Genomic DNA, 23,011 nt, shown 5'->3' with positions numbered 1-23,011 from the left:
GTTTTTTCCTGCCTAAGCAGCATCTTTTCCTGGAATGGAATTTTTGATAAAAAAGGCTAAGACAAGCCCAATTACAGCAAAGACACCAGCCACAAAGAAGGACACATTCACACCATGAACATAACCTTCTAATCCCTCTGACGGGATTGCTTGGTTCATCATAACGGAAATCAATAATGCTGTACCAATGGCACCAGACATTTGTCTCATCGTGTTGTTCATCGCAGTTCCGTGTGGGATATATTGGGTTGGTAACTGATTTAAGCCCGCTGTTGTAACAGGCATCATTACCATCGCCACTCCCAGCATACGCGCAGCATTGACCAGTGCTATATAGAGCCAGGTTGTTTCTGGCGTTAACACGGAAAACATAAAAGTAGTCACTGAAATTAAAGCTAAGCCGGATATAGCAAGCCATTTTCCGCCAAATTTATCAAATAAACGGCCAGTTACAGGGTTCATCAAGCCCATTAACACAGCACCTGGAAGTAAGGCAAGGCCAGATTCCACTGCATTATATCCCAAATAATTCTGCATCATAAGCGGTAAAATAATGGCACCGCCAATCATCGCCAAGAATGAAATCATCCCAATCGCTGTGGTCAATGTAAACATTCTGTACTGAAAGATACGAAACTCCAAGATTGGCTTTTCCAGTTGTAATTGACGGCGAATAAAGATCAAAAGAGTGATGCCGCCGACAATCAATGGTACATAAACCATCGGACTTCCCCAACTGTGATTAACATCACCTGCCATACTGAAACCATACAGTAGTCCACCAAAACCGAGGGTAGACAAGATGATCGAAAGAACATCCACTTTAGGGAATGTTTGTTTCGTAACATTTACTAATATTTTGTATGCTACGATAATGTCAATAACAGCGATCGGTAAGATGACATAGAACAAACTACGCCAATGGAAATGTTCCACTAACCAACCGGATAATGTTGGACCGATGGCTGGTGCAAAGGCAATAACCAGCCCAAACATTCCCATTGCTGTACCTCGTTTTTCAATTGGAAAAACCAAAAACATAATGGTTTGCATTAGCGGCATCATAATTCCAGCGCCACTTGCCTGCAGAACCCTTCCAACCATTAACAAGGAAAAACTTGGTGCGATTGCTGCGATTAATGTACCAATAGCGAAACTACCCATTGCCGTTAAAAATAACGCTCTCGTCGTAAATCGTTCAATTAAAAAAGCCGTTACAGGGATCATAATCCCATTAACGAGCATAAAAATCGATTGAAGCCATTGAGCAGTAGCTTCATCAATCTCCAAATCGGTCATAATGTGAGGTAGTGCTGTACCTAATAGTGTTTGATTCAAAATGGCTACAAATGCCCCTGATATTAATACTACCATCAATGGGGTTCTGTTAATAGTTGTTGTATTACCTTCCATATTATTCCTTCCTTCTTCTTTTACATACTTTTATATCATAACACAGATTATTTCGATTATTGAAATATATACTCACATTATTCTCAGATGTTGCTACATGATAAAGTCTCCAAATGGAAGTAATCTATGTATGCACCAAATAGTTCTTTAACTGGCCTAACCCTATACCGTCGCAAAGTTTCTCAAATACTTATTTAGTCCAACAGGCTGTTAATAAGATGGAATTATATGAACTAACCCACTTTTTATAGAGAGGTTAGCCGTACCATCCACCTTATCATTATTTAACCAGAAGCTTCCTTCAGTTTTATTATATCTAAAACCGCCCAAACACCTATTATAATGGAGATTGGATTGCCTGCTTTATTGACCAAAAAGAAGAAAAAACTAAGCATCAAAATCGATACTTAGTTATCTACTGAAATGTTCACTTACTTGTGCAAGTGCTTCCTCTGCAAAAATCACTTTACCATACTCTTCTACAATAAACACAGTTGCACTTGATTCCTGACCATATTCCAGTATTTGACTAATCAAATCTTCTTGTTCGTCATCTGAAAGGAATTCTTCATCAAATCGAGTAATCAACATGTACTGATTATCATAGAAATATAACTCGTCTTTCATCCCTTCCGCCTTTTCAAACACATGACTTAACTGGATAACATCCTCTAGTTCCCTAAATTTCACTACGACAACAAAATCTTGACCATATTGTTCTATCTGTGCCATTTCTTTTTCAGAGGAACCGAATTTCTCTTCAAGGAGTGTCTCAATTTTATCATCCACCGGCATATCAATAGTTTTACCTGATTCGGTAGGCAATTGCAGGTTCTGACCATCTTTGGACAACTGCGCCTTCGTTACAACAATCTCTAACCCTTTTTCAAGTGCCTGTACCTGAATCCATAATGGTCCATCGATCTGGAAATCTTCTTCATTATAATTTACTTCGTCCATTACCTGCCAGAAAAGCTGTTCACTTCTCTCACGGTTATACCAGATTTCCTCTCTGTCAAAACCACGATCTTCTATATCCATGTAAGAGATATAAAATTTAATGGTATTTTCGTTTATTCTCTCAATTTCCATTATAAAAACTCTCCCTTCATTTAAAAGTAATGGGGTTGGAAGGGACATTATTGCAAGAAAACCCTTATATAATAAATACCCTTTTTTCAACTATTATAAGCGATGTTATCTATATTGTATGACAAAAAGGATGATTTTGAAAACATTTAAAGTTAAAAAATAAAATTTATTGTATCGATGGTATTAACTACTGATTGTAGCGCATTCTTTTTATATTGTCACTAGTTATATGCTGGTTTTTTAGAAAAAGCAGGTATTACCACTTTAAGATCAGGATATTCAACAAGCTGCCTCGGTGCAATCATTTGTATGACCTCTATTGCTGGCACTCTCATTTGATCTGCCTTTCCCACGTATCTACCCGGGAATTACTAATTATCCACATCTCACAATAAAAGTCAAGTATTAGCCGTTGTTAATGTCCTGTATGGTGCAAAAAAAGCAGATCTTTTATTTGTAAGATCTGCTTTTTCAAGGGCTAAGGTAAGGAAAGTGGCATTCATTGTTGAACACCTTTATACTTTTCACTCATTTAGTTGACCATACGTTGAGCTTCTCTTAATTGAAAGGTACGCACCGTGCGTGGCAAGAAGCGTCGAATCTCATCTTCGTTATAACCAACTTGTAATCGTTTCTCGTCTATAATAATCGGTCTTCTCAATAAACCTGGGTTCTCTTGAATTAACTGAAATAAATCTTTTAGTGGTAATTGGTCAAGATTCACATTTAGTTTTTGAAAAACCTTAGATCGAGTGGAAATAATCTCATCTGTTCCATCTTCTGTCATTCTTAAAATTTCTTTAATCTCATCCAAGCTTAAAGGCTCTGAGAAAATATTACGTTCTGTAAATGGGATATCATGCTCCTCTAACCATGCTTTTGCTTTACGACATGATGTACAACTAGGCGAGGTATAAAGTGTTACCATAAAACTTCACTCCTCAATAAAATTTATAATGTTAACCTTCGTAATTTTCATTTCTTATTACTTTAAAATTACTATAATCTATCTTCTACTAATGTAAGTATACTATATTTCAGCAAGTAATGATAGGGTATTATGTGTTTTTATTCACTTTTTACACATTCTTAATAATGCATTGAGAATGAATATCTGTGGTCATTTCTCCGTCTTATCTCGTATTTTTTGTAATGAATGAAATATATCATCTACCTCCCGGTTGGTATCGTATTTCACCGCTTCTTCCACTGACTGATACGTTCGGCCATATACCTCTTCATCTTTATAGGTATGGATATCTTCATACATTTTCTTCATTTGCTGATAAATCTCTTCCTCATTCTCACCATGTGGTGACCAGTATAAGATTTCCAACGCGCTCGACTCATTGGTTACCAAGGACTGATGTGTGTAACCAATAGATACCGCATGTTTAAAGCCTTCCCGATGATAAAAATGCAGACGCTTCGATGTATCTGAATCTGAATAATCCAGTGGCTCCACTTCAAGAATAATCGGTTTATCCTTTTGTTTTAACTTGTCAAAAAGCTTGTGGCCGATTCCTTGTCCGCGTGACTCTTTTGATACATATACATAATCAATAAAAAGAAAAGTGGGGAACTCTGCATACATCATTACATGATCCGGGCCTTCATCTTTAAAATAAATGTCCCCTTTTTCCTTTAATAATAACTCCATATGCTCCTGCGATTTCATTTCATCTTTAGGAAAATATCGTTGTAATTTCTCATACCAATTCATTAGACAATGCCTCCTTACTACCTGCGACCTTCAACAACTTATAAAGTATTATACCCTTTTCCAATAAAAATAATCATAAAAGTGTTAACACTCCACCTTTTTTTATATGTTTAATCAAGCGGGGTGTAATCGACCCCTTCTGTATAACTATTCCCTGAATTCCAAAGCAAGAATTCATCAATGCCATTCTCATTTAATGCCTTAATCTGTGCCTCTACTTCACTAACACCGTATTCAAAGGTAGGACCACTATATAACCATGGTGCACTGAAATCTTGAATCCACGGCCGAGATACCGGTGCTTCATCCAATGCATCAAGCACTTCATTCTCTACTTTGGCATATTCATCTACTAAACGATAAGGCTCCTCATCTGGATTGTCAATACCAAAGTATGGCGTCCAATGACTTGGATAAATCATCGAAGAGATCACGTCGACATTATCAGAAATTCTTGAAAAGTTTTGTCCGATACCTGGTGTTTCTTCAATCGTTGCTGCATAGCCAAAGATGTCTACAGACACGTCTACATCATAATCAGAAAGCTCGTCTCTTGCATAGGAAACAAAGTTAGTTACTGCTTCTACTCTTTTCTTAATATTGTTCATATCAACGTCTTGATAATCACCTAAGTCATATTCTAATTCTTCATCTCTGTGCTCAAATCCTTCTGGAAAACGAACATAATCAAATTGAATTTCTTGAAAGCCCATTTCTGCGGCCATTTTGGCAATTTCGACATTATAATCCCAAACTTCTTTTTGGAAGGGGCTGACAAATGCTTCTTTCTTATTATTTTTCCAAACTTCACCATTTTCTTTAAATGATAAGTCTGGTCGTGCTTCAGCAAGTTGTGTATCCTTGAAGACAACAATTCTGGCAATAGGGTAAACCCCTTCTTCCTCCAGCCGTTTCATCATGGCCTCTGGATCTTTAATCACTTCTTGAATCGCATCCTCATAAGGAAGCTCCTGCTCAGGATCAACGGTAATATGTCCCCCGTCTTCCTTAATATCAATCACCATACTATTCAAATCCGTGTTATCAATTAAATCGAGCAGGGAGTCAAACCTACTTCCTCCTGCAGAATTCCCGGTGGCATACAGACCTCTTACTGCATCCGGATATTCAAAATCATATCCAGAATCATATGTAAACCTGGCGAAATGTTCGGGTGACTCATATGCATTAGCTGCAAATGTGTTCACGGAATGCGCTTGTGCAATAAGTACGTCACCGTCTCCCGCTGCATTCACTTTATCGGTAACCATAAAGGATGAAAGCAAGAGCATTGCCCCTGCTGCTACTTTTACGTATTTATGCATTGTCTATCAAACTCCTAAACTAAATTTTATGTATTTCTCCATTATACAGAAAATCCGTTCTTTTTTGTGTGTTTTTCACAAATTTTTTAAAAACGATCCATTAGACTGACTAACAGCTGTTGTACCATAATCTCGATCACAAATGTTGAATGCCTTCTCTGCACCTCTATTTGCTTCATTAGACATGAAATCACCATATTTCTATATGTAAGAGGATGTTCAAAAAGGAAAGAAGGTAAAAGGAATTTTTTAAACTTCCTTTTACCTTCTTGGTTATACCCCGTTTACTAACTTTTTAATCGCATCCAAGTTAAATTTTAACGATTCTTTTGTTGGGTATGCATTACTAAAATCCTCCATACCGATATTACCGTCATATCCTACTGCCTTCAGGTCCGTTAACACTTGTTTCCAGTCTACAACACCTTTATCAAGTTGCGCCCACTGCACTTGCCAATTCACTTGGTCATCATCCGTTTGTTTGACCCATTGAGCATTCTTGACATGTACATGAGCTAAATAATCGCCTAATAATTCCATCCCCATGCGATAATTCTCATACCCTTCATGCACCATATTACCCGGATCATATAAGACACCAATATGGTCAGGGTTTAGCGAGCGAACCAAACGATAAGCTAAAGAAGCGCTGGGAGTGATCGTTTGATGATGTGTCTCCACCAGTCCTTTCACCCCATATTGTTTACACATTTGTTCTGCTTCTTGTAAATAATGCAAAGCACCCTGATAAAGATCATGATAGTTACTAGAGCGATCATAGCGCGGTACACCAAGTCGAATGGATTTAGCTCCAAACTTCTTGGCAACATCCAATACCCGTTCCGTGGCTTCTAAATCACCACTTGTTAGATAAGGGGTAACACTAAAGGTCTCTATCCCATTCTCTTTGGCTGTTTGAGCAAGCTGCTGGATCTCCTGATCTGATATCGCAGGGTCAATCGTACATAAATTATTTCCCCAAAAACTGGTTTCCTGCTTTTTTACTTCCTCAGGAGTTTCTTTAAAGCGCCATTCTACTCCATCATAACCGGTCTCCTTTAAATAATGGATCATTCGTTCCGGCGTGGTATCTGGGGCCATCACCGTAAATACGGAAAATTTCATGTTACCCTTCCTTTCGTCCATTTAATAAGTTCCATCCACGTCCAAAGAAACATTAGCAACCTTCTTCTCCACTTGAGAATGCTGGATTCTTTCTTGTAATTGTTGATAATATAATTCCTCATCGACCGGAAAATCGACCCAATCATCCATCCAAGTGGACAATTGCATAGCATTGGATAGCGTTAATCCCTTAATACCTTCTTCACCTGGTGCCAATAGGGACGTATCATGCAAGATAGCATTGATAAAATTTTGTGTAATACCTGGATGACCAGTTTCCGTACCAGTGATGGGAACTTCGACCTTCCATGCCTCTGGCTCACCAAATCCACCTGTATATTCACGATTAAATGCAGGCTCTGGTACACGCAGCTGCCAAAAATCTAACTTGCCATTTTCTACAACTACTTTTCCACGATCACCTGTTATCTCCAAACGATTGGTACCAGGAGCTTCCCCAGTTGTTGTGATAAATACAGCCGTTGCCCCATTTTCATATTCGGCATAAGCTGTCACATCATCCTCTACTTCTATATCACGATATTGTCCAAAGCGGCAAAAGGCACGCATTCTTGTCGGCAGCATACCTGTCATCCATTGCCATAAATCTAACTGGTGAGGGCATTGATTGATCAGCACGCCACCACCCTCACCTTTCCAAGTCGCACGCCAACCACCTGAATCATAGTAACTTTGAGAACGATACCAATTAGTAATTAACCAATTGATGCGCCGTATTTCTCCCAATTCACCATCTTGAATTAATTCCCGTAATTTTTGATAAAGTGGATTAGTACGCTGATTGTACATCATGGAGAAGATCTTACCACTTTTTTCCGCCTCCTCATTCATTTCACGCACTTGTTTCGTATAAACTCCGGCAGGCTTTTCACATAACACATGCAGGCCATGTTCAAAGGCCTTTATCGCCAAATAGGCATGATCATAGTGCGGTGTCGCAACTAATACGGCATCTACTAAACCAGAAGCAAAAAAGGCATCTTCGTCCACAAATGTTTGAACACCTTTGCCAAATTCCCGTTCAAAAGCGGTAATAGCTTGTGCATCATGATCCAATATAGCGGTTAACCTTGCCCCTTTAATATCTCCTTGTGAGACATATTTAGAATGGGAGGTACCCATATTCCCAACCCCGATAATACCTAATCTTACTTCCTTCATTTATCCAACACGTCCTCTCTGTTTTTTGCTAATTTAATTTAAAACCCATATTTAATGGTCATGCAAGGCTGCGTCAATCGGAAAATCTTTCCCTGCCCAAGCCCTCTTTGCCGTCCATTCTTCTGGAGGATCTTGCCAAAAAGCCTCCTCGGTTGACAATCCTAATGGCAAAAAGATCGCTGTACATAAGTAGAGACTTCCTGTCGTTATGTAACCTTCGCCAATATTTGGCTGATGGCCAGACAAACCTATTTGCAGCCAACCTTCTTCTTGAAACATACCAGGGATGGCTAATGTTCTTTTTATAACAGCAGTCAGCCCTGACCGAACTTGCGCTGGTGTCAAATTAAGAGGTAAATCTTTTCTCAATGCCGATTGCGAAAGCGCTTGAAATGCTCCGAAACGATAGGCCAAAGAACGCCCAACCGGCGGATAGGTTCCTTCTGGTGAGATTTGTCGTTCCAATATTTCAGCATACCTTCTGCCTCTCTTTAATACGTCTTCATAACGCTCTTGCCAATCAGGGTATTCATGTCCCACTGCTGCCAGTATGTCTACAAGCATGGGATGAATGACAAAACTATTATAATAATCAAAATGGAATAAAGAACCATCACGATAGAGCCCATCACCGATATACCATTGCTCTAACTGCTTCAAAGCATAGTCGATACGTACCAAATCCCAATCCGACTCTCCTGTTTTATAAAAAAACACCTCAATCATAGCTGAAAATAACAACCAATTGTTAAACGCAGGCTTTTGTGCTCTTGTTTGCTGCAAGGCCTGGATTACATTGTATTTCGTTTGTTTATCCTGCTTTTCCCATAGTTCATGAGGAGCTCTTAACATGGCATGCGCTAAAAAAGCAGTATCAACTAACGGCTGCCCTCCATTAGCAAAATGCATATAATCCGGAGAATTAGGATCTGTCCCTGCCTTGATGGCTTCTCTCGCAAGTTGAGCGTAACGCTGACGAAGTTGTTCCTCTTCTTTTTCCTCATGCTTTCTTTCCAGCCATGGAGCCATGCCGTTTAACAATCTTGCCAGCGCTTCCAAATAAGTATAAGCTGTTCGATCCTTGCTTCCGACCGTCTCTACTGGCATCACTTGTTTTAATTGTCTTTTTTCCAATGCGTGAAGAACTGGATCAGCAATTTTCAACATGGTTTTCAACCAATAGCTCCGATCTGGATTAATCACGGACATCTCTTCCCACCTCCCATTCCTTTTTTCTTCACATAATTGTAGTCTACTTGACCCAAAAAGGTTTGTCTAGTACAGGATTGCCTCGTTTTTGTCTTTATTATGCCGATCATTGCACTGTTCATTATATTCCATATTACCTTTTTTAGATAAATGAATAATCATTTTAAATGGAAAGGAGCAATAAGACAGGTGATCTGAAAGGGAAAACACTTGCAAAAAAACACCGCATTCTATATAATACAATCAAATAACTCACATATTCGGAAAAGAAAAAATAGTACTTCTTTGCCTCTAGTTGAAGAGAGCCTATGATTGCTGAGAATAGGTACTAAGTAAAAGAAGGAATTGGGCTTTTCATGCAATTTTCCATGCTTGCTAGGCAATACAGTAGCATTCAAGTGATCATTAATGATGATAACAAGGGTGGCACCGCGGTTCATTCGTCCCTTAGCACAGGGAATGGATGGGCTTTTTTTGTATGAAAAAAATGGATAGAAGAATGATTTTATGCCAACTGAAGCTTTTCCCTTATTCTTTTCGTAATAGTAAAAAAATGAACAGAGGTGAACAAAATGAAAAAGATTTTTTCAGGAATTCAGCCGAGTGGTACTCTAACACTAGGCAATTACTTAGGTGCTATGAAACATTTTGTCGAATTACAAGATGACAATCAATGTTATTTTTGTATTGTAGATGAACATGCACTGACAGTTCCCCAAGATCGACTGAAATTAAGAGAGAATATTAAGTCACTGGCGGCTTTATATATTGCTTCCGGTATTGACCCAGAAAAATCAGTATTATTTATCCAATCAGAAGTACCTGCTCATACTCAGTTGGGCTGGATGCTCCAGACAGTCAGTTATATTGGCGAGTTAGAACGGATGACTCAGTTTAAGGATAAATCAAAAGGCAGCAAAGAAGCTGTATCTGCCGGATTATTAACGTATCCGCCATTAATGGCTGCCGATATATTGTTATATGGCACAGATATCGTTCCAGTAGGCGAAGATCAAAAACAACATTTGGAATTGACACGTGATCTGGCGCAACGATTTAATTCGCGTTTCAACGATATCTTTACCATTCCAGAAATTAGCATACCAAAGGTCGGTGCACGCATTATGTCGTTGCAGGATCCTACCAAGAAAATGAGTAAATCCGATCAAAACCAAAAAGCAATGATCCTTATGCTGGATACAGAAAAACAAATAGAAAAGAAAATCAAAAGTGCTGTTACAGACTCAGAAGGCGTTGTGAAATACGATAAAGATAACAAACCAGGTATTAGCAATTTATTAACGATCTACTCCTGCTGTACAGGTGAATCCATTGAACAGCTAGAAGAGAAATATCGTGATAGTGGTTATGGAGAATTTAAACAGGCGACAGCGAATGTAGTTATCGAGACATTACGTCCAATCCAGCAGCGTTACGAAGAGTTAATTCAAACAGAGGAATTAGATACCTTATTGGATCAAGGGGCGCAAAAGGCGAATGCCGATGCCCAGAAGATGTTAATCAAGGCGAAAAAAGCAATGGGCCTTGGACGTGTGAAGAAAAAGAAATAACAGGCTGTGTTCCAAAATCCAAGCATTGAAATCCTAAGGAAAAACGACCCGTCAAATATAGACCGGGTCGTTTTTATGTACAATGAGAAAAAGGGGCGAAAGTGATGGACTATACCATTACCTAGTACTTTCCCTTTTTCAAAAAATTTAGAACGATCGTAGTGATTTGGTTGTGTAGCTTGCCTGCTCCCTTTCCCAGATATCCTCATAAAATGCTTGTCCTTTACTAATCAAACGGCAAAATTCTTCATGTTTTTTACTCCATCCCTGAATCAATTCTTGATAAAGGGTGTACCATGCCTGTTCAAATGTCATGTTTTTTATTTGATGATATTTCTCTGGCTGCCATTCCGTCATCCAGTACCTTATTTCCTCAATCTTTTGGTTAACCTCTAATTGATCCAGAGCAATCATAAGCAATTGTTTTAGCTGCCGTTCCTTACGAGTTAAGCCGTTCATATATTGTGGTGATAACGATAAAATGTGGTATTCTTTTTTTGTATGACTTGGTAATGGATAGGTCTCGGCTGTTCTTCCTTGAAGTAATTCTAACACGAGTCGTTCTTGACGAGGGATAAGCCTGCTTTTTCTAATTGGAATATGATATCCCATCGTATCAAACGCCATAATAGAAAAACCATTGGTAATGATACAGGCATAATCAAGCGGCTGCCTTTTCTGATTTTTTCGCACGTAAGCTTGTTGGTATATTTGATCTAAAATTGCTTCTGGAATATCCTGCAAGTCATTCTCGATATAATCATACGTCTGATCGTCTATCAATAAAATAGGGGCCTGATCCAGAATTTCAATGCCATCTGATTTTCGCCACTCATGAAAATCACACACATTATAACCGTTCTCTTCTCCTTCAAACCAATTCACCCAAACGTCGTGTAGATATAGCATTCTTTTATCCCTCACTTTGACTAATCTCTTTAATGATCTTTAATGAACAGTATGGCCAATATCGGATAAATTATTCTTAGCCTGTTATTATTTAACAGATATATTTGTTATTTTTTGTACACTAATCCCCATAAAGAGGAGACCAATGAAGAAGAAATAACATTCTATTCTTGTCTGAATAATGGCCACATAATCAAGAAAACTTAGTCCAGCTGGTATAAAGTTTAAATATAAAATAGCGGATACTCCTCCAGAGATAGCCAGTCCAAATCCAACTAAAAAACAGACAATATACACCATATTTTTTGCCCTCCAACGCTTTGTATGATGTATATGTACAAGCATAGGAAACTATGCAAAACGATCACCTGAAGCTTTCCGAATTCAGCAAATGAGTGCAAGTCGTATTATCACCAATTCGACTGTCAATAAGATGGTTGATAAGCAATGAGTTTATGTTCACATATGTAAAAGACCAAAAGCATATAAAAATCGAGAGAAGAAGCACTTGGCCCTTCTCTCGATTTTTATATAGCTTATTCTATTTCCTTTGTCTTATCAGCTCCAGATTTACTGAAACTTTTTAAATACGAGTGTTACGTTATGACCTCCGAAACCAAAGGAATTGGAAATCGCAAACTCAATATCTTTTTGTAAGGACTCATTCGGAATATAATGTAAGTCACATGCTTCATCAGGTGTTTCATAGTTCGTTGTTGGTGGTAAAACCCCTTCCTGAATTGCTCTTACACAAGCGATTGATTCAATGGCACCAGCCGCTCCTAATAAATGACCAGTCATGGATTTGGTGGAAGATATATCCACGTTGTAAGCATGATCATGGAATACCGTTTTGATTGCTTCTGTTTCAAACGCATCATTATACTGCGTACTCGTCCCATGTGCATTGATATAGCCCACTTGTTCTGCGGTTATTTCTGCATCTTCTAATGCTTGTTGCATCGAACGGGCAGCACCTTCGCCATTTGGTGCAGGAGAAGTGATATGATAAGCGTCTCCTGTGGCACCATAACCGATGATTTCCGCATGAATAGTGGCGCCACGCGCTTGGGCAGACTCTAGTGATTCTAGAATAAGGATCCCTGCCCCTTCCCCCATAATAAAACCATCACGATCTTTATCAAATGGACGACTTGCCGTTTTCGGATCATCATTAAATGATAATGCCTTTGCCGTCGAAAAACCGGCGAATGCCATTGGTGTTAGTGGTGCTTCTGCCCCACCGGCAATCATATAATCGGCATCTCCGCGGGCAATAACTTTAAAGGCATCCCCGATCGAATTTGCCCCTGAAGAACAAGCGGTAACCGTACAGCTGTTAATACCCTTGGCACCAAGCTGGATTGAAACTTGCCCGGCAGCCATATCCGGAATAAGCATTGGAACAAAGAATGGACTCACCTTGCGATATCCTTTATCCACAAATCGTCTAAATTGTTCATCATAAGTCGCCATCCCGCCAATACCAGAACCAATCCAAACACCGACACGATTGGCGATTTCATCGGTAATATCTAAGCCAGCATCTTCCACAGCCATACGCGAGGCTGCTACTGCATATTGCGTAAACAAATCCATGCGTTTTGATTCTTTCTTATCCATAAAGTCTGTTGCAACAAAGTCTTTGACTTCACCGGCTACTTTTGCTGGAAAATCATCTTTATCTACTTTTGTTACATAGTCAATCCCAGAAGTACCTGATTTCAAATGATCCCAGAATTGTGAGACAGTATTTCCCAAAGGTGTAATAGCACCCATTCCCGTGACTACCACTCGTCTTTTGCTCATTTCATTTCCTCCTTCGATTTATTTACCCCATTTTATTGCGACAGCGCCCCAAGTCAATCCTCCACCGAAACCGACAAGAACCACTAAATCGTTATCTTTTATTTTACCGTTTTTCACAGATTCAGACAAAGCAATTGGTATGGAAGCAGCAGAAGTATTACCATACTTGTTCACGTTCACTGCCATTTTGTCTTCCGCAATGCCTAATCGTTGTCTGGCTGCTTCCATAATTCGAATATTGGCTTGGTGTGGGACAAGATAGTCAACATCTTCTTTAGCATAACCAGCTTTCTCCACCACATGAACAGACGATTCAGGCATTTGTCTTACCGCAAACTTAAACACCTCACGTCCATTCATAAATATATATCGATCGTCTTGTGACAAATGCTTACCACCACTACCATCAGCGCCTAGCTCGAAGGACAAGATCCCTTTATCTTCACTTACAGGACCAAGTACTGCTGCACCGGCACCATCTCCAAATAGGACACACGTGTTGCGATCCGTCCAGTCCGTAATTTTCGACAGTTTTTCTGCACCGATAATTAAGATATGTTTATAATCTCCTGTTTCAATAAATTGTTTCGCCGTAATCATGGCATACATAAATCCGGCACAAGCCGCACTCACATCCATCGCTGCTGCCTTTGTTGCGCCTAAACGCTCCTGTAACTTACAAGAAACCGTTGGAAATGGCTGATCCGGAGTAACCGTAGCTACCAAAATCAAATCCAAATCTTCTCCTGTTATATTAGCATCCTGTAAGGCTTGTTCTGCGGCAAAAAAAGATAAATCCGATGTATTTTCATTATCTCCGGCAATTCTGCGCTCTTCGATACCAGTTCGTGTTCTTATCCATTCATCGCTCGTTTCTACGATTTGTTCCATATCTTTATTCGTTAACACTTTCTCAGGAACATAGTGTCCTACTCCAAGAATACCTGCTTTCACTAGCACCCTTCCTCTCAAAGGATTTATTATCAATTATTAAGACGTGGTACTAATTTTAAAGCAAGCTTGATTTTTTTTCAAGCTTCTTCTCTGTAAAGAAAGGACTTTACTTTTTCACGCATCTGTCGATATAAGATTTGTGTCTTTTTTTCTACTGGTTATACAAACGAACAATGAAAGGATGAGTAATGATTGAACAACTTTTGTAAGGAATGTGGACATGCTTTAAAGGAAAATGCCCATTTTTGTCCAGAATGCGGCACACCTAATACGGTCCAGCAGCCCCCACCAAAGAAGACAACATTTATCGGAACAAAACGTAAGCAATTATCCAAAAAACAAAAGATCGTCTCCATAAGTATTGCAGGGGTGATTATTTTGTTATTTAGTGCTTATCAAGTTGGAGCGTTTATAACGGATAAAGATCGTTTGATCGGACAATTTGAAGAGGCCCTAATTGAAAAAGATAGCAATGCCATGTCGGACCTGTTATCAACAAGTGATGACCGTATGGAAATAAACGAAGATAACACCCAGAGACTGATCGATCGAATAGAAGACAACCCTTCACAACAAAACTATTTTGTCGATGCCCTAAAACAACAAGGAGAAGCCTATGATGAGGGGGCAGCATCTCCTATGACAAATTCCGTTTTCTCTCTTGAAAAGAAAGGGAAAACAGCACTAATTTATGATAATTATCAAATTGAAGTGACACCCTTCTTTTTTGAAGTGGGAACCAATATGAGTGATGTACAGATTTTATTAGATGGAGAAGAGCTTGCTATTAGTGATTCTGATACTTACTCAAAGGAATTTGGGCCACTGATGCCTGGTACATATCACGTAACGGCAACCTATCAAAACGACTACACCATTTTAGAGAATCAGGCAGAATTATCACTTTGGGAAGCATCTTATGATCAGAATCAATTACTGGACTTATCATTATACGGGGAATACGTCTCACTTTATTCGGAATATGCAGATATTGCCGATTCTACTGCTTTTTTTGTGAATGATCATGAAATCAGCATGTCCGAAGATGAAGATTTTGGACCTGTTTCAATTGATGGTTCTGTTGAGGCATATAGCACCCTTTCTTTCCCTTGGGGAGAAGCAAAGTCAGAGGTAACGCCGATTAATAGTACCTATTTAGACCTGGCTGTACCCAATCCTTTCTCAGAAGAGGTGCGTACAGAAATTATAAATACCATTCATAGCTTTGGTGAAGAATTTGCCGCTGCACAGCGCGAACGCGACGTCTCATTATATACAAACATATCCTCAGAATATGAAGAAATAGCTGCTGAGGAGTTTGAATATATGAATGAGTATGGTAATCGCTGGACTGGTTCTTATCAAAAAGTCATCATTGATTTGGATAGCTTTTACCTAGTCAAACAAGACGAGCAATTTATCTTAGATGTCAATACCCAGTTTCATTATGCGGATGTTGCTTCTTATGATGAAGACGATGACGATATAGAAACGGAAGATGAAATAACCGATTTATCAGTGGAATTGATCTATGATAACGAAAATGAGGCATGGCTGATCAATGATTACAGCTCTATTTGGGCATTCGAAGCCTCAAATACAGAAGAACGAACAGCAGAAGAACAATAATCCATTTTAGAAATGAACGCTAGCTATTTGCAGCGGATATCAAATATCTTTCAAAGGAGCGATTTATAATGCAATGCACACAATGCCATGCACAGCTAGAAGAAAATGCGAAGTTTTGTACGAATTGTGGTGCCATGGTAAATGATGAAAACACTTCGGAAACCATCGCAGCAAACACAGCTGAACTTGTTGAATCCAATAATAACCCTTCCTCACAAACCAACGATTATGTGGAGCAAGGGAAAGTTATTAGTAAGCATTACTGGAATTTTATTCGAAGAGCACTGGCTACCCCATACTTAACGAGTAAAGAGGTAACACAGCAGGAAAGGATCAATGGCATTATCACACTTGTCCTCTTCTCTATCTTATTACCGCTATTTACTTATTTGAGTATTCGCAGTTTATCAGACGGTTATATCGAACCGCCGTTTTTCGATGTTGTCATTAAACCTTTCTTTGGTCTGATATTGTTTTCTGCCCTTCTGACTCTCGTGAAATTTGGTGTAGCTAAGCTCATGAAAGCCCAAATCGATTTCTTTGGTGTATTGACCACCTATGGCACATTAATGGTCTTACCAACTGTTGTCGCATTCGCTTCATTATTGTTATCTTTTTTTAGCAGCTATGGGTTTAGCATGATGCTCTTCATTCTTGCCATAAGCATCACATCCGTAGCAAGCATGGCAACGATCTTTGCAATTAAAACAAAGGCACCGGAAAAGAGTGGTTTAGACGTCATCTATGGCTTGCTTATCACTTATCTCGCTATCGCCATTATCCTTTTAGTGATTGGTGATAGTGTTCTTGGCAGTTTGCTAAACGAGTTAGAAAACATGTTCTATACCCCACCATTCTAAAAAACCGGGCTATCAAGCCCGGTTTTTCTTAAAAGATAAGAAAGTATAGAATTCTGAGTATGATTGGACGTGGACCGATTTTGATCTTAAACGAATGGTGGTACCGATAAGATGGATGATGTAAAGTATCTAGTTCCATTATTCCATGTAGTAAAGTTGATGGTTTGTCAGTACTAGGAAACGCTCCGGAAACAGGTTCCGTTTCGATGCATAGGACATGCAAGTGCAGGTGTGGCAATTGTCGTCGTGATCTTAGCATGCGAACCTTCATGTCTTGGCTTTAGCCTCTTCGTCAGCAAAGATCGCTTCCTGCGGGATCTTCACATGGCCATTACTGCAAGATGCGGCATATGTAAAGTATTCTAGATACTGGAAGGCTTTCATCATCATAATCACTTTATGACTGATGAGGCAAAAGACCTGTCTCGACATACTCTTCAATTAATTGATCCAAATGCTGAACAGTTGCTTCTGGTACTTGTTCGCTGTATGGCCCTATCGTAATGACCCCTTCAGCAAAGCCAAAATTGTATATACCGCCAGTTAATTCCCCTTTTGTTAACTGTTCGATTGCATACACGTACAGTTTATCAACATGCTGCTGCGTACTTGTTAATACCGACTGACCACCATGTGGCTGCTGATCATTTACATAACCAATCGAATGAATCCCATCATTCATGGCCGCTTCTACAACTGCCAAGCTATATGCATCTCCTGCTGGATAGACCACATCAACGTTATTATTCAGCATTTGCTGATAATAATTCAAGGCCACTTCCGATTCATCCCAGCTATTTACATAGCGCACATCGACCTCAGCTTCCTGGTTTTGGTAAAGTACACCTTCGTAAAACCCTTCCACTTCAGGCTGCCACTCAAATGCAGCGAGCACGCCAACATGATCATTCTCCGACATGTCCCCTGCCAGCATCCCCGCAAAGAAGCCCATTGCCAACGAATTGAAGTTCAAACTGATTAAATTATCCCCTGAATAACCTCCGTTAACATAAATAAATTCAATATCAGGATAAGATGAATGCAGCTGATTAAAAAATTCTCCATAGTTACTGCTATGCCCTATAATCACCTGCACTCCTTGATTGGAAAGTTCTTCTACCGCTACATTTACTTGCTGTTGTGTTTGTACTCCTTCACGAAAAAAAATCTCTGAATCAAATTCTTCTTCTATATCTAATAAACCATGATACCCTCTGCTTCCCCATGTTTGATCATTAATGGTATGCTCAATTAACATGCCAACACGTTCAACCTTGTTAGAATCTCCTTGTTGACAGCTGATTAATAATGGAAGACCGATTAACATGAGGAAAAGCAACATCATAAACCTTCTCAATTAGTGCACTCCCCAGCAAATTGAAATTTCATTCTCCGTATAACCTTAGTACTATTCTATCGTCTCTTCTTGTTTACGTAAACCAAGAACGTATTACAAATTGATTACAAATTGAGCGTAAATAGTGGCATAAAGCCTTTTTTGTTTCTATTCACTAATACTTTATTTTATTAAAAAAGTTTGGTAAAATGTAATAAGTGTAACAGAAAGACCATACATAAAGGGCGTCCTATTCATGATCATGCTATGAATCATAGCGATGATCGGATACCTTATAACAAATTCTATTTTTTTTGGTATTATATTCAATGAGAAAGAATATATTGAAAGAGGTGAAACGGATGAAATATTTTGCTACTATTTTTTGGGCTGTCTTGATTATCACGGTTGTGTCCTATGTGTTAACAAGTATGGCAGGGCAAGCTTTTAACATTGGGTCCACGCTTTCGGTTGCAGCCATTTTTGCCGTAGCTGCTATCGTCTTGGGTGAAGGTATTTTGAAAGAAGAAAATTCATGAGATATACTTAGGTCTATTGCTAACCCTTGTCTTTCCTTCTTGACAAGGGTTATCTTTATGAGTCGATTGTGTTAGGAGGATATAAATGGAAGATTTCATATTATTGATTAAATACCTATTTTTAGGTTTATTACAAGGCTTTACTGAACCAATCCCTATCTCATCCAGCGGGCATTTAGTCTTAGCCCAAGAGATTTTTAACGTGGGAATTATCGAAAACCTCTCCTTTGAGGTACTGGTTAATTTCGGTTCTTTAATTGCGGTATTAATCATTTATTGGAAAGACATTATTAGTATCGCAAAAAATGGTATTCAATACATAGGGACAAGAGAAACACGATACCACTCCGATTTCATGTTTATTGTCTATCTTGTAGTTGCCACTGTACCAGCTGCTGTACTTGGTCTCTTTTTCGAGGATCTTATTGCCAAGACCTTTGGTGGTAAGGCGAGTATGGTTGGTATTTCATTGTTAGTTACCGGGGCAGCCTTATGGATCATTCGTAACATCCGAGGTAGTAAAAGCGATGGGGAGTTGACCTGGAAGGATGCGATTATTATTGGGCTTGCTCAAGCCGTTTCACTGATACCTGGTATAAGCCGCTCAGGTGCAACGATTGTTGCTGCCATGTTATTAGGTTTGAAACAAGAAACAGCTTTACGTTTTTCGTTTCTTATGTTCATTCCAGTAAGTGCTGGTACGATGGTTTTATCAATTGGCGATGTGATTCATGATCCAAATATCCAAACACTTTGGATTCCTTATGTGATTGCCTTCATTGCCGCCTTGATTGCTACCTATTTTGCGCTGCGCTGGTTTATGAATATTATGGCAAAAGGCAATCTTAAATATTTTGCCATCTATTGTTTTATCGTAGGTATTCTTGCCTTTATCTTGCTTTAGTATACGTAAAAAGGCGATTTCCCAAAAGGGAAATCGCCTTTTTTAAAATAAAATTAATCCGGAATTCCAAGGGCAATTTTGGCATATCTAGACATACGTTCTTTAGACCATGGAGGATTCCAGACAATATTCACATCCGTGTCTTTCACCTCAGGAATATCTTCCATTACTCGCTTAATATCTTGTTCAATGTGACCTGCTAAAGGACAGCCCATCGCCGTTAACGTCATCGTAACCGTTGCGATCCCTTCCTCATCAAGCTCCACTCCATATACAAGACCTAAGTTCACTATATCTATACCAAGCTCTGGGTCAATGACATTCTCCAAAGCTCCCATTAGGTTCTCTTCTAAAGCCTGATCCATCGTATCCCTCCTTTAAGTTTCTTGCCCTTATTATAAAACAAATCGCCCGACATTTAAAACATATATCCTTATAATTGATATTCTAGCCAGTTAACAAACTCTATCGTAGCAAAACGGCTTACCTTATGACCACTGTCTAATTGTTTAAGAAAGGCAATATTCTCTGGATTTTTATAAAGGTGGATGACCTCCTCATAAAAACTATAACTGTGATCAAAAGGTACTACCGTATCCTGTTTCCCATGCCAAAAAAATAGCGGGCGCCCAAATAATTTTTCTGCTTGCAGGGATAAATCGATTTCCTTTATCTCTTCTAATAGATTTTGCACCTCTTCATCGGATACAGGAAAATCTGGCTTATGTTCTTTCATTAAAGCAATCCTATATTCAGCATATTGTGTTAATTTTGGGGAACCCATCAGCACTCCCGCTGTCTTAATCCAGGAAAATTGTGTTAACGCAGCCGCAGTGGTCATACCACCCATGCTGGTACCTGCCAGCCCAAATCGATTTCCTTCCAGTAATCCTTTGGCAACCAGCTCTTGATAAATCATCTCAATATCATCTAAATTTTGTTTGATAATATCGAAAAAACGCATTTCCAATACCCCTTGTGACAGGTCTTCTTCCCTCTCTCCATGGTACAAGCTATCTGGCAATATCACTCGATATCCTTTTTCCGCCAACAAATAAGCGATGGGCAGATTATATTCCTTTGCGCTCGTAAAACCATGCATATACGTCAATACCGGCAATGGCTGATCTTTTTTTGGGGCTGGGGCAATATGTAACAATGGCAGGTGATTCCAATATTCTTTATTTACAACAATCAATGGTGACATTCCTTTCTTATTCCTATTTTTAAAAACGGTACAATAGATACGATTCTTCTTTTATGATATAACTTCTAAAGCAAACTTTCAAAAAATTAAGATAAACCAAGCAAAATCTGTCCATTTCTTTATTACTAATCCTTCATCAGCGGTTGATGTGAAAATTACTTCACTTATTACATATCGACTCATTCTGGCGATTAACATTGTAATGATGAAGTGAAAAATTGTCGCAAAATCAAGATATACTTCCCAGATACAGTAACATCTCATCGATAAAAATACGCGCTTTAAAACACACAAGAACTTTACATCATATTCATTTACATATAGACTATATTTAATAAAGAGGTGATAATATGCAAATGAACAGACATTTAATCGCACTTGATCTGGATGGCACATTATTAACTGATCAAAAGCAGATTAGTCCTTATACAAAACTAGTCCTTCAACAGGCGGTAGAAGCGGGGCACATTGTTGTCATTGCAACTGGGAGACCCCATCGTGCCAGCATCCAATATTACAAGGAACTTGCTTTAGACACACCTATGGTGAATTTTAACGGGGCCTTAATCCATCATCCTTCCGACAAAAAGTGGGATTCTCTCCATTCTCCATTGCCGAATCGCACGGCAAAAAAAATTATTCAAACCTGTTATGATCTGAATGTTAAAAATATTTTTGCAGAGATGATGGATAGTATGTACTTAGATCGTTTTGATCAGGAGCTTGTGGATGTTTTCACTACACCTGACGAACGAGAATCAATTACGATTGGCAGTTTAAAGCAATATTTGCTGGAAGATGACCCAACTTCCTTATTAATCCACCCAGAGGATTATCAAGTTGATGATTTACGGCAATATTTAAATGACCATCATGCCTCCATGGTGGAACATCGCAATTGGGGAGTACCGTGGAATGTGATTGAAATCGTTCGAAAAGGAATTAATAAAGCAGTAGGCTTAAAGAAAATCGCTCACTACTTTCATATCCCAGCTGAGCGGATTATCGCTTTTGGAGATGAGGATAATGATTTAGAAATGATCGATTACGCTGGTGTTGGTGTGGCAATGGATAATGCCATTATGGAATTAAAGCGGATCGCTGCCTATCATACAGCAACTAATGAACAAGATGGGATCGGTGGCTTCCTATCCGATTATTTAAAATTGGAAATAGCACCTTTAACTACTAAATCATCACTCACATAAAAGCAGCATAACCGACCATACTATACATGAACGTCACCACATGATGTTCATGTTTTTCTTCGTACTGAGCCAAACATGCTACTGTGAATCATGATGGTCATCGATTGATAAACCTAGTGATTCCTAATTGGAGGTTTTGTAAATGAAAAATCAAATGATGGAACAAGCAAAAAACGCTGTAAATCGTATGATGAACCGTGGATTTGATGAAGAGGACAAACAAGCGGCACAGTCAGCTATTCAAGCAGCCATGACCCAAGCTTCGGCAGAAGAACAACAAGAATTACGCCAGCTTGAAAAACAGCTGCAACAGCAAAATCAACTAAAGTAAGAATGCATCAGAATGAAAAGGCAGAGATAGGAATTTCTATCTCTGTTTTTTTCGATGCTTGGCTATCTCTTTGCTTTGCTTCCCGATAAAACTTTGATATGATTAACCTTAAATAAGTTGTTCAAAAACACCAGTAAACGTAACGAATTTTGAACATGTACTTAAATACATAATTTAGTCGGCTTGGAAGTCGGGTAGTTAACAAAGGAGGCACTAAAATGAGTATTCATGTAGAGTCAACACCTAATCCGAATGCGATGAAATTCAACAGTGATAAACTGATTTTTGAAGGTAACAATAGTATATCGGTCATGCCAGGTCAAACAAGCGAACATGGTGTGTTAAATGAATTAATGAAACTTGATGGAGTAGATAATGTCTTTGGATTTCAGCACTTTATAACAGTGAACAAAAAATTCGACGCAGAATGGGACGAATTAATCGAAAAGGTAGAGGCCGTTATCGTCAGCTTTGGATACTAGAAGTTAAAAAACCGGGTGGATCCCGGTTTTTTTATAAGCAAAGACAACATTACCTCCGATATAACAGGTGCTGGGACAGTTTTAATCTTGCAATAGACGAACTATAAAATTTCATAACAACACCTTTAACCATCGTACCTAACTTGTATTAATGAAAATGAACCTAGTATTATTTTTGCAAAGTTTCTCTTATTCAAACTTTG

At 38.8% G+C, this 23,011-nt stretch carries 23 protein-coding genes and 1 other annotated feature; of the genes, 8 read left to right on the top strand and 15 right to left on the bottom strand.

Annotated elements, in window-relative coordinates:
- Window positions 1-12: 12 nt before the first annotated feature.
- From E0E32_RS01530 to E0E32_RS01495, 8 genes are all read right to left on the bottom strand, one after another.
- Entirely contained in the window at window positions 13-1,413 is a 1,401-nt protein-coding gene (locus E0E32_RS01530) for an MDR family MFS transporter (protein ID WP_066187106.1), read from the bottom strand.
- Window positions 1,414-1,824: 411 nt separating this feature from the next.
- Window positions 1,825-2,505: an adaptor protein MecA gene (gene mecA / locus E0E32_RS01525; RefSeq protein ID WP_066187104.1), complete on the bottom strand. Its 681-nt coding sequence runs from the start codon at window positions 2,503-2,505 to the stop codon at window positions 1,825-1,827.
- Between the two features lie 532 nt (window positions 2,506-3,037).
- Window positions 3,038-3,433 carry a transcriptional regulator SpxA gene (gene spxA / locus E0E32_RS01520; RefSeq protein WP_066187102.1) on the bottom strand — a complete coding sequence of 132 codons (396 nt, stop codon included), beginning with the start codon at window positions 3,431-3,433 and terminating at the stop codon, window positions 3,038-3,040.
- Window positions 3,434-3,625: 192 nt separating this feature from the next.
- Window positions 3,626-4,228, bottom strand: a complete 603-nt coding sequence (locus E0E32_RS01515) for a GNAT family N-acetyltransferase (RefSeq protein ID WP_066187099.1) — start codon at window positions 4,226-4,228, stop codon at window positions 3,626-3,628.
- A gap of 110 nt (window positions 4,229-4,338) precedes the next feature.
- Window positions 4,339-5,553 carry a putative glycoside hydrolase gene (locus E0E32_RS01510; RefSeq protein WP_130858746.1) on the bottom strand — a complete coding sequence of 405 codons (1,215 nt, stop codon included), beginning with the start codon at window positions 5,551-5,553 and terminating at the stop codon, window positions 4,339-4,341.
- A gap of 273 nt (window positions 5,554-5,826) precedes the next feature.
- A complete protein-coding gene (locus E0E32_RS01505) occupies window positions 5,827-6,678 on the bottom strand; it encodes a sugar phosphate isomerase/epimerase family protein (RefSeq protein ID WP_130858745.1) in 852 nt (283 codons plus the stop codon).
- A gap of 21 nt (window positions 6,679-6,699) precedes the next feature.
- The gene (locus E0E32_RS01500) at window positions 6,700-7,860 is read right to left on the bottom strand and encodes a Gfo/Idh/MocA family protein (RefSeq protein ID WP_130858744.1); all 1,161 of its coding nucleotides are present in this window, start codon (window positions 7,858-7,860) and stop codon (window positions 6,700-6,702) included.
- Between the two features lie 51 nt (window positions 7,861-7,911).
- Entirely contained in the window at window positions 7,912-9,069 is a 1,158-nt protein-coding gene (locus E0E32_RS01495; RefSeq protein WP_130858743.1) for a DUF2264 domain-containing protein, read from the bottom strand.
- 262 nt (window positions 9,070-9,331) lie between these two features.
- Window positions 9,332-9,520, top strand: a binding site (T-box leader).
- Window positions 9,521-9,641: 121 nt separating this feature from the next.
- Between E0E32_RS01495 and trpS the strand changes: the two genes are divergently transcribed.
- The gene (gene trpS, locus E0E32_RS01490; RefSeq protein WP_130858742.1) at window positions 9,642-10,640 is read left to right on the top strand and encodes a tryptophan--tRNA ligase; all 999 of its coding nucleotides are present in this window, start codon (window positions 9,642-9,644) and stop codon (window positions 10,638-10,640) included.
- Window positions 10,641-10,787: 147 nt separating this feature from the next.
- On the opposite strand, the gene E0E32_RS01485 is transcribed toward trpS, so the two are convergent.
- From E0E32_RS01485 to E0E32_RS01470, 4 genes are all read right to left on the bottom strand, one after another.
- Entirely contained in the window at window positions 10,788-11,549 is a 762-nt protein-coding gene (locus tag E0E32_RS01485) for a DUF3603 family protein (RefSeq protein WP_130858741.1), read from the bottom strand.
- Window positions 11,550-11,636: 87 nt separating this feature from the next.
- Window positions 11,637-11,849 carry a YuzI family membrane protein gene (locus tag E0E32_RS01480; protein WP_066187082.1) on the bottom strand — a complete coding sequence of 71 codons (213 nt, stop codon included), beginning with the start codon at window positions 11,847-11,849 and terminating at the stop codon, window positions 11,637-11,639.
- Window positions 11,850-12,119: 270 nt separating this feature from the next.
- Window positions 12,120-13,358, bottom strand: coding sequence for a beta-ketoacyl-ACP synthase II (fabF, locus tag E0E32_RS01475; protein WP_066187081.1), 1,239 nt, complete (start codon window positions 13,356-13,358; stop codon window positions 12,120-12,122).
- An 18-nt stretch (window positions 13,359-13,376) separates the two neighbouring features.
- Window positions 13,377-14,312: a beta-ketoacyl-ACP synthase III gene (locus E0E32_RS01470; protein ID WP_066187079.1), complete on the bottom strand. Its 936-nt coding sequence runs from the start codon at window positions 14,310-14,312 to the stop codon at window positions 13,377-13,379.
- Window positions 14,313-14,504: 192 nt separating this feature from the next.
- Here E0E32_RS01470 and E0E32_RS01465 point away from each other — a divergent pair, with 192 nt between their 5' ends.
- Complete coding sequence (locus E0E32_RS01465; protein ID WP_066187077.1) at window positions 14,505-15,941, top strand: zinc ribbon domain-containing protein; 1,437 nt, start codon at window positions 14,505-14,507, stop codon at window positions 15,939-15,941.
- 68 nt (window positions 15,942-16,009) lie between these two features.
- Window positions 16,010-16,801: a zinc-ribbon domain-containing protein gene (locus E0E32_RS01460; protein ID WP_066187075.1), complete on the top strand. Its 792-nt coding sequence runs from the start codon at window positions 16,010-16,012 to the stop codon at window positions 16,799-16,801.
- A 397-nt stretch (window positions 16,802-17,198) separates the two neighbouring features.
- Here E0E32_RS01460 and E0E32_RS01455 read toward each other — a convergent pair whose 3' ends face one another.
- On the bottom strand, window positions 17,199-18,158 hold the full coding sequence (locus tag E0E32_RS01455) for a BMP family ABC transporter substrate-binding protein (RefSeq protein WP_078059905.1): 960 nt from the start codon (window positions 18,156-18,158) through the stop codon (window positions 17,199-17,201).
- Between the two features lie 308 nt (window positions 18,159-18,466).
- Here E0E32_RS01455 and E0E32_RS01450 point away from each other — a divergent pair, with 308 nt between their 5' ends.
- Window positions 18,467-18,676 (top strand): DUF2929 family protein, encoded by a 210-nt coding sequence (locus E0E32_RS01450; RefSeq protein WP_286171621.1) that lies wholly within the window; start codon window positions 18,467-18,469, stop codon window positions 18,674-18,676.
- Window positions 18,677-18,761: 85 nt separating this feature from the next.
- Complete coding sequence (locus tag E0E32_RS01445; RefSeq protein WP_066187067.1) at window positions 18,762-19,580, top strand: undecaprenyl-diphosphate phosphatase; 819 nt, start codon at window positions 18,762-18,764, stop codon at window positions 19,578-19,580.
- Window positions 19,581-19,633: 53 nt separating this feature from the next.
- On the opposite strand, the gene E0E32_RS01440 is transcribed toward E0E32_RS01445, so the two are convergent.
- A complete protein-coding gene (locus tag E0E32_RS01440; RefSeq protein WP_066187065.1) occupies window positions 19,634-19,945 on the bottom strand; it encodes a metal-sulfur cluster assembly factor in 312 nt (103 codons plus the stop codon).
- A 68-nt stretch (window positions 19,946-20,013) separates the two neighbouring features.
- Complete coding sequence (locus tag E0E32_RS01435; protein WP_130858840.1) at window positions 20,014-20,778, bottom strand: alpha/beta fold hydrolase; 765 nt, start codon at window positions 20,776-20,778, stop codon at window positions 20,014-20,016.
- A 359-nt stretch (window positions 20,779-21,137) separates the two neighbouring features.
- On the opposite strand from E0E32_RS01435, the gene E0E32_RS01430 reads away from it, so the two are divergent.
- The 3 genes from E0E32_RS01430 (at window position 21,138) to E0E32_RS01420 (ending at window position 22,808) form a co-directional block, all read left to right on the top strand.
- Window positions 21,138-21,995, top strand: coding sequence for a Cof-type HAD-IIB family hydrolase (locus tag E0E32_RS01430; protein ID WP_066187063.1), 858 nt, complete (start codon window positions 21,138-21,140; stop codon window positions 21,993-21,995).
- A gap of 142 nt (window positions 21,996-22,137) precedes the next feature.
- On the top strand, window positions 22,138-22,326 hold the full coding sequence (locus E0E32_RS01425; RefSeq protein ID WP_066187058.1) for a DUF3813 family protein: 189 nt from the start codon (window positions 22,138-22,140) through the stop codon (window positions 22,324-22,326).
- A gap of 218 nt (window positions 22,327-22,544) precedes the next feature.
- Window positions 22,545-22,808 (top strand): NifU N-terminal domain-containing protein, encoded by a 264-nt coding sequence (locus E0E32_RS01420; RefSeq protein WP_066187055.1) that lies wholly within the window; start codon window positions 22,545-22,547, stop codon window positions 22,806-22,808.
- The last annotated feature ends 203 nt before the right edge of the window (window positions 22,809-23,011 follow it).

This window comes from Gracilibacillus phocaeensis, assembly GCF_900626275.1.
In the GTDB taxonomy this organism is placed as follows: domain Bacteria; phylum Bacillota; class Bacilli; order Bacillales; family Amphibacillaceae; genus Gracilibacillus; species Gracilibacillus timonensis.
The sequence above is the reverse complement of the archived record's forward strand: the minus strand, read 5'-3'. Positions and strand labels throughout refer to the sequence as shown.